The organism is Aquimarina litoralis, from assembly GCF_019295435.1.
Taxonomy (GTDB): domain Bacteria; phylum Bacteroidota; class Bacteroidia; order Flavobacteriales; family Flavobacteriaceae; genus Aquimarina; species Aquimarina litoralis_A.
In genome coordinates this window covers 1-10,366 of the sequence record NZ_WEKL01000084.1, presented here as the reverse complement: position 1 = coordinate 10,366, position 10,366 = coordinate 1, and the positions used below count along the sequence as shown (strand labels likewise).

At 30.2% G+C, this 10,366-nt stretch carries 7 protein-coding genes and 1 rRNA gene; 3 read left to right on the top strand and 5 right to left on the bottom strand.

What is annotated here, in order from left to right; genetic code table 11:
• Positions 1 to 2,108, bottom strand: a 2,108-nt coding sequence (locus GBO31_RS22965; protein ID WP_219010949.1) for an ATP-binding protein, incomplete at its 3' end; no start/stop codon positions are given.
• A 200-nt stretch (positions 2,109 to 2,308) separates the two neighbouring features.
• Positions 2,309 to 2,818 (bottom strand): DinB family protein, encoded by a 510-nt coding sequence (locus GBO31_RS22960; protein ID WP_219010948.1) that lies wholly within the window; start codon positions 2,816 to 2,818, stop codon positions 2,309 to 2,311.
• Between the two features lie 287 nt (positions 2,819 to 3,105).
• Here GBO31_RS22960 and GBO31_RS22955 point away from each other — a divergent pair, with 287 nt between their 5' ends.
• The 3 genes from GBO31_RS22955 to GBO31_RS22945 all read left to right on the top strand — a co-directional run bounded on the left by GBO31_RS22955 (position 3,106) and on the right by GBO31_RS22945 (position 8,388).
• Positions 3,106 to 3,921: a hypothetical protein gene (locus GBO31_RS22955; protein ID WP_219010947.1), complete on the top strand. Its 816-nt coding sequence runs from the start codon at positions 3,106 to 3,108 to the stop codon at positions 3,919 to 3,921.
• A 164-nt stretch (positions 3,922 to 4,085) separates the two neighbouring features.
• Complete coding sequence (gene dinB, locus GBO31_RS22950; protein WP_219010946.1) at positions 4,086 to 5,297, top strand: DNA polymerase IV; 1,212 nt, start codon at positions 4,086 to 4,088, stop codon at positions 5,295 to 5,297.
• A 133-nt stretch (positions 5,298 to 5,430) separates the two neighbouring features.
• Positions 5,431 to 8,388, top strand: a complete 2,958-nt coding sequence (locus GBO31_RS22945; RefSeq protein ID WP_219010945.1) for a DNA polymerase III subunit alpha — start codon at positions 5,431 to 5,433, stop codon at positions 8,386 to 8,388.
• Between the two features lie 24 nt (positions 8,389 to 8,412).
• Here GBO31_RS22945 and GBO31_RS22940 read toward each other — a convergent pair whose 3' ends face one another.
• The 3 genes from GBO31_RS22940 to rrf form a co-directional block, all read right to left on the bottom strand.
• Complete coding sequence (locus GBO31_RS22940) at positions 8,413 to 9,006, bottom strand: hypothetical protein (RefSeq protein WP_219010944.1); 594 nt, start codon at positions 9,004 to 9,006, stop codon at positions 8,413 to 8,415.
• 131 nt (positions 9,007 to 9,137) lie between these two features.
• Positions 9,138 to 10,019, bottom strand: coding sequence for a LytR/AlgR family response regulator transcription factor (locus tag GBO31_RS22935; protein ID WP_219010943.1), 882 nt, complete (start codon positions 10,017 to 10,019; stop codon positions 9,138 to 9,140).
• Between the two features lie 122 nt (positions 10,020 to 10,141).
• Positions 10,142 to 10,249: ribosomal RNA gene (rrf, locus tag GBO31_RS22930) — 5S ribosomal RNA — on the bottom strand.
• Positions 10,250 to 10,366: the final 117 nt, after the last annotated feature.

Below are 10,366 nucleotides of genomic sequence, written 5' to 3'. Positions count from 1 at the left end.
CCTTTATGCATTTTTATAAATCTATGCACAAGGTGAAGTCCCAATCCTGTTCCTTTTTCGCCATGCGTACCTGTAGTAGATTTTTTTTCATCTAGAACAAAAAGCTGTTCCAGCTGCTCTTTATCAATTCCAACTCCTGTATCTGTAACCGAACACAAAAATGAATTATTCTCTCTTTTAAATTCTATAAGAATATTTCCTTCTTCTGTATACTTAAGCGCATTACCAATTAGGTTTCTAAAAATGACATGAAATGCGCCTTTATCGAAATCAATTGATAATTCATTTGCATACTTTAATTCAATTTTTGTTTTCTTATAAGCCGCTTGTTGTTCATATGCAGAGACAATCTCTTGTAACTCTTGTCCAACAATTATTCTTTGAAGATTTATCGCATAACCATCCATTTGCTCTAATGACCAATCTAACAGATTATCCAACATATCTGACAAACTCTCTGAGTTTTGCTCTAATGCATGGGAAAGTTCTATTGTTTTATCGTGATGTCCCTTCTCTATATGGTATTTTAATATCTTACCAGATCTTTGAAATGGAATGATCATACCTCTAAGATCATGAGCAATGATAGAAAAAAGATGATTTTTGATCTGATTAGTTGAAGCTAGTTCCTTTTGTTGCTTCTTAAGTTTTCTAAATGCCCAAGCTCCTATTCCTAGAAGAAATAATAAAAAAACTGCTATTACCAGATATAAATTTTGTTGATATTTAGCTTGTTGAGCAATCTGCTCTTGTTCTTCTTTTTGTTGATTAAGAGCTACAATTGTAAGTTCTTTCTTTTTCGTATCATATTTCTTTTCTAAATCAGCAACTTTTGTCTTCAATTCTAGATTGGAAATATCATCTCTTATTGCATGATATTTTCTAACATACTTTACCGCTGAATCTGGTCTATTAATCCCTTCAAAATAGTGACTATAAAACTTATATGTATCTTGTTTATATGCTAGTATAGGGATTTTTCGAGTAATCTGTCTTAATTGAATCAAATACTTTTCTACACTCTTATATTCTTTTTGAAAATTATAGAATGATACCAAACTCAAAATACATTGATGTAAAACGATAGTATCTTTTGATTTCATTGCTTTTACATAAGCTTCTTTGTATAACAATTCAGCTTTATTATATTCTTTTAATAGATTAAAATATACATTACCTTTCTGATGTAAAGCTTTGGCTTTTATCACATCGAGTTTTAAAACTTGTGTTTGATCAATAATCGAATCTAACATTGTAACTGAACGTGATGATTCTTTTTCATTTTTTAATTTCTCATCACATTTAGATAATATTAATAATCCAGAAAGGAGTATCCTATCATCTTTCTTTTCTTTGGATAAAGAAATACTCTTTTTCAAATACTTTTTGGCGATCTCATACTGTCCCCACTCATAATAACAATTCCCTAATTCAAAATATGCTTCTTCTAATCCAAAAGTACTTCCTTGATTTTCTTTTAATTCAATTGCATACAGCATATCTTTTGCCGCCTGTTCATATTGAGAAAGGTTAAAATAATATCTTGCCCTTCCAATATAAGAAATTGGAATTCCAATATGATTATTGGTTTTCTCCAAATTTTCGATAATAGAATCTGTATACTCTATAGCAGTATAATAATCCAATCTACTATCCGCTAGAAATGCATTTGTATGATAATAGGAGACTTTATAATCGCTATCCGGAAAGTTTTTCAATAATTGTTGAGCTTTTTTTAATAAGATACCTGCTTCATCAAAATCTTTGTTTATAATTAGAGTCGAAGCCTTATCTTCAAAAGCATATGCTAAGATCTCTTGATTCTTGGATTTTTCTGCAAAAAGTATTGCTTGATCATTAAGGTATAAAGAAGTATCAATTTCTTTATGTGCTCTATAGATATATGCAGATGATATATAAGCTTCGGCCTTACAAACATAAGGTAACTTAGGAATCATATATTGATTGATACGTAATAAAGATGTAGCATCTGTAATCGTATCCAATTGTTTTCGCCATAGATCACAACTATCTTCAGAACTCTGAGCACATATATTAATATTCGCAATAAAAAAAACGAATAAAAATATATCTTTTACTTTAATCATAATTAGTGATTCATAAAGCACAACAGAGGCAAACTTTAGTTAGTATATCAAAGATAACTGCTAAAAATTTATTTTAGTTTGATTTATATGTAAAACACTAGTAGACACATACGAAAGTTTTAATAAAAAAATAGAAATACGTATGATATATTAGCTATATACCAAATCCAAGATTATAGAAATGAAAATTTTGTAAGATATCAGATACCTTCTCGCTTATTTACAGGAGTTGTAGGATTATAACCAAAACCAGGAACTTTTAGTTCTATACTTAGTTGATCAAGAATATATCCAATCGTTGCATAATGATGAATAGCATGACTATTAGCGTGCGCCAAAATACTTTCTAAAGTATAATTAACAGTAACTTTACCTTGCCCCATATTATCGGTAACATGAATCAGATAATCAGTATTTACATCTGTATAAGAAACTAATGTCTGTTGTAATTCATATATATGATCTTTTGCTGCAGCTATGTTAGTTGATAAGATTTCATCTCTTTTACGCTTTGTAAGATCAATATCATTAGTATCTAATCCATTAATAATACAATCAAAGAAATCAAGTGTGTGTCGTATATGAGATCCAATACTTGAGTAATAGGGGCCAACAGATGTATTACAGTAAGTTTCAGAATCTATTGCGTCTAATAATGCAATAGCATTATTGAGATTATGGTTTATTGAGGATATTATAAGTTCTTTCATAAGGAATATGGACGTAAGATACACAATAAACTTACACGATAACTTTTGTAAAACGTTAAATTTATAATTAGGTCACATTACAATACAATACCTAATATCTAATATCGTTATCGATGGACTGTATGATGAATGACCTTATATAACAGTAGGATATCTATCACTTTATTTATGGGTTTGCCATAAAAATTAAGATAAAGTGCGCATTTCATCGATTAATGACATTTATTTTTGGATGTTACTTAGAAAATATTGTATACTTGTACTGTTCATTAAAAAGCCCCATACGAATGAAAAAAATAGCATCCACTTTAGTTTTACTAAGTTTTATTAGTCAGGTTAATGCTCAAGACCTTTATGAAGATGCTTTAACAGCTGCTAGCTATGCATACTCACACTCTAAAAAAGCACACGGAGCAAATAATGTTTTCCATACACAAGAATACGCAGATAAAGCCATCGAAGCTTTTGAAAAAGTAGAGACTCTTGCAGACAAGTGTGGTTGTACACAAGCTAATGAAACAGCATATGAGGCTAAAACTAATATGGTAAGCTCTTTAGATCAAGATACATATGAGCGTAGTAGATATTATGCAAAACAAGCTAAAGAACTTGGTCCTAAGTTATTAGAACAATTAACAGATTGCCAAGCAAATGGTAGCAGCTCTTATACTGAGGATATTGCTGATGTAAGTGAAGAAGAAGAAGCTATTGCTATCGCTTCTGAAGAAGTAGCTCAGAAGCAAAAAGAATTAGAAGAGCAAAGACGTCAATTAGAAATCGAGCAACAAAAATTACAAGAGCAAATAGCAGCTCAACAGAAAGCACAAGCTGAATTCGAAGCTCAGCGTGCAGCTGAATTAAAAGAACAAACAGCTGTAAAGGCAAAAGCAGAACAAGCATTACAAAAATTAGAAAGTGCACTTCAGGAATTAAGTATTGCTTTTGATAACGATTCTACATTTGAAACTCAAAAAGATTATGTAAGAAGTGAAAATGATTTGAAAAACGAAACACTTGACGATACAAAAAGCTTCTATGTAAATAGAGCGAAAGAATTAACTAAAAGTGCTATGCAACAATTTGCTGGATACACAGAAAATTAATACAAATGAATTTTATTTTGTAGCCCCAAAATAAAATTTTTCAGAGACGACACTTTTAACGAAGTGTCGTTTTTTTTTACTTCTATCAAAATAAATATACAATCATATTATTGAATAAATTGGAAATATTCCATAAATTTGGAATATTTCCAAAAAAAGTAAGATTGAGAACTATATTACATTTAGATTTGGATACATTCTATGTATCCGTAGAACGACTTATAGACACATCTTTGAAACAAAAACCCTTATTAGTAGGTGGTATCAGTGATAGAGGTGTTGTGGCTGCTTGCAGTTATGAAACCAGAGCATTTGGGATACATTCTGGAATGTCTATGAAAATTGCAAAGGAACTATGTCCTGAAGCTACTATCATCAAAGGTAATGCAGGAACGTACAGTAAATACTCTGATATCGTCACAGAAATCATCAAAGAAAAAGTGCCTGTATTCGAAAAATCTAGTATCGATGAATTCTATGCAGATCTGTCTGGAATGGACAAATTCTTTGGTGCTTATAAATATGCTTCAGAACTGAGACAAAAAATCATGTCTGAAACAGGCTTACCTATCTCATTAGGCTTTGCTCAGAATAAAGTAGTGTCTAAAGTTGCTACTAATGAAGCTAAACCTAATAATCAATTAAAGATTGATTTTGGTGAAGAAAAACCCTTTCTGGCTCCACTATCCATCAAAAAAATCCCTATGATTGGTGACAAAACTTTTCAAACACTACGTAACCTAGGAGTGCGAAAAGTAAAAACGATACAAGATATGCCTGTAGATGTAATGAAAAGAGTCTTAGGCGTTAATGGATTAACTATCTGGAAAAGAGCAAATGGAATTGATAACACTCCCGTAATTGGTTTTTCTGAACGAAAATCTATTTCCACAGAAARAACATTCGATAGAGATACTATAGATGTATATAAACTACGTAATATTCTAGTCGCAATGACAGAGAATTTGTCTTATCAATTACGTAGAGGAGACAAACTTTGTGCATGTATCGCTGTAAAAATTAGATATTCTGATTTTAACACCTATTCTAAACAACTTAAAATTCCTTATACAAGTGCTGATCATATTTTAATTCCTAAAATTCTTGGGTTATTCGAAAAGCTATATCAAAAACGTTTATTAGTACGGTTGATAGGGATTAGGTTTAGTCATTTGGTAAATGGAAATTATCAGATTAACCTTTTTGAAGACAATGAAAAACAATTAAATCTCTATAAAGCTCTAGACCATATCAGGAATCAATACGGAGACCGAAGTGTTATTAGAGCTGTCGCTATGGGATCTAAAACAATTGGTAGAATGCAAAACCCTTTTAATGGTCAGCCTCCTATTGTATTGGCACATAGAAAACAATAATATATATAATTAGGGCATCCAGGCGGGCTATTCGTTACAATTCCTCGTTCTTCGTACCTCAGACTGTGGGATTTTCACTGCTATCCCTGATGCACTTTATAATATAAAAATAATAGTACATAAATCTATATGCATGTATCTAAATTGTCATTCATATTATAGTTTAAGATTTGGAACCTTTTCTGAAATTGAGTTATTAGAATTAGCTAAAGAAAATCATATTGATTCTTTAGCTTTAACTGATATCAATAATACATCGGCTTGCCTTAATTTTATTAGAAAAGCTAAAGAGTATAATATTAAACCAATTGTAGGTATTGACTTTAGAAATAATCATCAGCAATTATATGTAGGGATTGCTAAAAATAATGAAGGGTATAAAGAGTTAAATGACTTTCTATCATATCATTCACATAACAAAATTGAATTTCCTGAAAATGCCCCTCTATTCAAAAATGCTATTATTATATATCCTTTTAAAAGAATTATAGAAACTCAAAAAAAAACTTTCAATTCTAATGAATTCATAGGTGTTGCCATAAATGATATACCAAAACTTAGACTCTCAAAACTTTTAACATTAGAAGATAAGCTCATAGCCCTTCAACCTGTAACTTTCAGAACTAAAAAAGATTTCAATACCCATCGTTTATTAAGAGCCATTGATAACAATATTTTACTAAGTCGTTTACCAGAGAATCAACAAGCCTGCTTTTCTGAACAAATGATTAGTCACCAACAGATTAGGCAAGAATTTAACGAATTTGATTTCATCATCAGAAATACTGAAAGTATCAGTAATCAGTGTGCTATTAATTTTAATTTTTCCAAAAACAAACCTTCTTTAAATCAAAAAACATATACAGGAACCATTCAAAAGGACAACGAATTATTAAAAAAAATATGCTCAAAAGGATTGCATTATCGATATCCAAATCCTAGTAAAAAAGTAAAAGATCGATTAAAAAAAGAGCTCGATTTGATTACCAAAATGAATTTCGTATCCTATTTTCTAATTAATTGGAGAATCATTTTATATGCTCAAGAACAAGGCTATTATTATGTAGGACGTGGTAGTGGAGCTAACAGTATTGTTGCTTATTTGCTTAAGATTACAGACGTAGATCCTATTGAACTAGATTTATATTTCGAACGATTTATTAACTCTCATCGTACAAGTCCTCCAGATTTTGATATTGATTTCTCTTGGAGAGATCGTCAGGATATAACTCGTTTTATTTTTTCAGAATTTAATCATGTAGCATTATTAGGAGCATATGTTACTTTTCATTATAAAGGGGCTGTAAGAGAATTAGGTAAAGTATTTGGACTCCCAAAATTTGAAATTGACAAACTTAGCGGAGGTGATTATGATTACAATTCCTTAGATGACATTCACAAACTGGTAATCACATATAGCAAACTATTACAAGGAATCCCTAATTATATTAGTATTCATGCAAGTGGTATATTAATTAGTGATAAACCACTTCATAATTACGCAGCTACAGATCTACCTTCTAAAGGTTTTCCTACTGTACAATTTGATATGATCATTGCAGAAGACTTAGGGCTATATAAATTTGACATTCTAGGTCAGCGTGGATTAGCAAAAATTAAAGAAGCCATAAAAATAATCCAATATAATCAACCCGAGAAAGCTAATTTCGACATACATGCTATCRATGACTTTAAAAAAGACCCTAACATCAATGCATTAATTAGAGATGCTAAATGTCTAGCTTGTTTTTATGTAGAATCACCTGCCATGCGTATGTTATTAAGCAAATTAAAAACAGACAATTATTTAGGTTTAGTAGCCGCAAGCTCCATCATACGACCAGGAGTAGCCAAAAGTGGAATGATGCGAGAATATATTTTAAGAGAGCATGATAAAGAAAGACGTAAAAACTCCCACCCTATCATGTTAGACCTCATGGAAGAAACTTACGGTATTATGGTATATCAAGAAGATGTGATTAAAGTGGCACATCTTTTTGCCAAACTTACCTTGGATGAAGCCGATGTATTACGTAGAGGAATGAGTGGTAAATTCAGATCTCGTAAAGAATTTAAAGAAGTACAACAAAAATTTATTCAAAATTGTAGGAATGAAGGGTACGAAGAAAAAATCATATTTGAAATCTGGAACCAGGTAGCAAGTTTTGCTGGTTATGCTTTCCCTAAAGGGCATYCAGCTTCTTATGCCGTAGAAAGTTATCAAAGTCTATTCTTAAAAGCTTATTTCCCTTTAGAATATTTAGTTGCTACATTAAATAATGGAGGAGGGTTCTATCGCCCAGAAGTATATTTACACGAGGCCAAATTATTGGGAGCTATCATCCATACACCTTGTATCAATATTAGTAATTATGAGCATGTACTTAAAAAAAATAACATTTATCTAGGGTTAAGCATTTTGCGAAATTTAGATCATAAAACATGTGAAATCATATTATTAGAACGACAACTATATGGAGTTTTTTCTTCTCTTAATGACTTTATTGATCGTGTTCCTATAAGCATAGAACAAATAAGTATTTTAATTAAGATAGATGCTTTTACTTTTACCCAAAAGAACAAACACGAATTATTATGGGAAGCACATTTTAAATTAAATAGTATTCCCTCAAACCATGATCAGCCTCTTTTATTTAAAGAAAAACGTACAGAGTATCAACTACCTGAATTCACAACGTCTAAATTAGAAGATGCTTTTGAACAAATCGAATCTTTTGGTTTTCCAATATGCGGATATTACGAGATATTAACTACTAAACCTGTTAATCAAAATAGAGCGCTTAATTTAAAAGCATATCGCAATAAAAAAATTGATATTTATGGATATCTCATAGCTATGAAAAACACAAGTACTTCAAACGGTAAAAGAATGGCTTTCGGTACTTTTTTAGATCAATTTGGAGATGTATTTGATACGGTATTGTTTCCTCCCGTACAAGAGAAATATAAACTAAGACATAAGGGTGTATATCGCATGTATGGTAAAGTTGTAGAAGAGTTTGGTTTTTTAAGTATTGAAATCATAAAAATTGTAAAACAAGATTATATACAAGATCCTCGATATGCTTAATCTGTTTTACTTTTCTTTAAATCTTTATTGATCACAATTATATTTTATTTTAACTGCTTGTAAATCCGTCCATATAGATTCATTGAATCTTTTAGGAGATAGTCTAAAATGAACAATATGTTTCTTTAAAAAATTACAATACGAAGAGATAACCTTAGTATATAGGATAATTTTTTCTTCTTTGAAAAAGGCATCATATACCGCTATGGTCCCTTCAAAATGAGAGTTTGAATCTTTAGGTATGACAAAACTGGTCTCTGTTTTAGGTAATTTTTTAAAAAACCTAAACTTAGTAAGTAGAGCTGTTTTCATGAGACCAGTAAAATATATATTCATATCGGATTCAATTTTTGATCTTGTTAACATCGGATCATTTTCTAAAACCCATACAAACACATAACTAAAATATTCATCATCACTTACATTTCCCCAACCTTCTGTAAAACGTACATGTTCTTCACCTTTATAAGGAAGTGATCTTGCAAAAATTAGTGGAAACTCTAATACTTCTTCTCCCCAAGTATTAGGTGCTACTAATAGATTATCTATTTTAGTTGCTTTACATCCGTTAGCAACTAGTATCACTATAAAAACTGTAATAATCTGTAGTACTTTCATTTTTAGCTTTTTATACAGCACACAAATTAATAGCATTAAAAAAGAGAAAACTAAATTATGTTATCAATAGGATCTATTTGGGATGAAAAGGAAAGGTTAAGAATTATATGAAAACTAAAATGTAGAGTAACTTAATCTTTAGCAGTATAAATTTCATTAAACAAAGCTATTTTTGATCTTGAAACGGGTATAGTTTCTGATAATCCAAACACAGTTGTTTTATAACCTCTCTTATTTCCTTCTACACTTTTTATGTTATTCATGTTCAATAAATAAGAACGATGACATCTAAACAAAAAAGAATATCCACTTAATTTATTACTTACATCCTCTAATGTATTTCTTAATAACTTGCGAAAAACCTTTCCTTCATTGAAGTAAAAAATTTCAACATAGTTACTACTACTTTTAATCATTATTATCTCTTTAGGAAATAACTCAAATCGTTCTTTATCCAATGAAGAACTAAGTACAACTTTATAAGTATGTTTTTTCTCTTTTTTTCCCAATAGTAAACTAGAAAAAAGCTTATCTTCTCTTTGGTAAAAAAAATTGCTAAATGTTAGATGTTGTTCAACAAATAGCGAAAGTGGAATAAGTAATATTTCGAAAATTAATATATACTTTACGGTAGATACTAGCCACTCTAAATAATTTTGAGTATCAAATCCTCCAAAAAACAAATTAATTAAAAATGAAAATGCTATAAACGCTAGAATCTCTAATAAGATGGTAATACTATGAGTAATAAACTGATTTTTGTCTAAATTAAGTTTAATAGAAGAAAGATAAGTTACTAATGATCTATTACTAAAAGTAATAACTAACACAAGAAAGGCCGTAAGTAAAGAATCTCCAAAAACTTTAGGTAGTGAATAGGTTCTATACTCAAATGGTTGAAATAAAACAAGTAGCAAAAATACTAAAACACTTGATATCAAGGATATATAAAATATATCTCTAAAAACTAAAGGAAATGTTTTTTGTATTTGATTTTGCAAGCTAAATATCATCTAACTTTTATTTGATGAAACTAAAATTAGTAAGCAATTATGAATTTATCAAGTGTTCTTATGTTGTTCCATAAATTTAGCGCATAAAAAAACCCTTCATTGTTATAATGAAGGGTCTTCAAGGAAGGCGGCGACCTACTCTCCCACGATTGTAGTACCATTGGCGCTAACGGGCTTAACTTCTCTGTTCGGAATGGTAAGAGGTGAGCCCCGATGCTATAACCACCTTAAACTTTTATTAGTATCTGAGTATTCAGTACTGAGTATTGAGATATTAGATTTTTCACACATCTAACTACTCACTACTTTGTACTCAATACTAACATAATATTGTTGACATATTGATT

Coding starts and splice junctions, on each gene's coding strand:
- GBO31_RS22955 (WP_219010947.1), top strand. CDS start 3,106: ATGAAAAAAATAGCATCCACTTTAGTTTTACTAAGTTTTATTAGTCAG.
- GBO31_RS22960 (WP_219010948.1), bottom strand. CDS start 2,818: ATGAAAGAACTTATAATATCCTCAATAAACCATAATCTCAATAATGCT.
- GBO31_RS22940 (WP_219010944.1), bottom strand. CDS start 9,006: ATGAAAGTACTACAGATTATTACAGTTTTTATAGTGATACTAGTTGCT.
- GBO31_RS22935 (WP_219010943.1), bottom strand. CDS start 10,019: ATGATATTTAGCTTGCAAAATCAAATACAAAAAACATTTCCTTTAGTT.